Source organism: Limimaricola sp. G21655-S1 (assembly GCF_027213785.1).
Classification (GTDB): Bacteria; Pseudomonadota; Alphaproteobacteria; order Rhodobacterales; family Rhodobacteraceae; genus Limimaricola.
Window position 1 is genome coordinate 1 of the sequence record NZ_JAPWGO010000534.1, and the last position, 233, is coordinate 233.

The 233-nt window shown below is 57.9% G+C and carries 1 pseudogene; it reads right to left on the reverse strand.

Annotated features, from left to right (window positions below):
- A pseudogene (locus O4G76_RS21735) lies at positions 1–233 on the reverse strand (2-isopropylmalate synthase); the annotation flags it as partial.

Consider the following 233-nt stretch of genomic DNA (forward strand, 5'->3'; position numbering starts at 1 on the left):
CCATTTGCAAACTCGCCCTCATAGACCGAGCCATCCGCATAGGTCACTTTGGCCTCGCCGTGGCGCAGGCTGTCTTTCCAGCCGCCCTCATAGCGGTAGCCTTCGGGTGAGGTCATCACGCCTTGACCGTCGTTCTTGGCGTTTTTGAAGCTGCCTTCGTAGATTGCGCCATTTGCATAGGTGGCTTTGCCTTCGCCTTCGATGACGCCAGCGACCCATTCGCCCTCATAGGT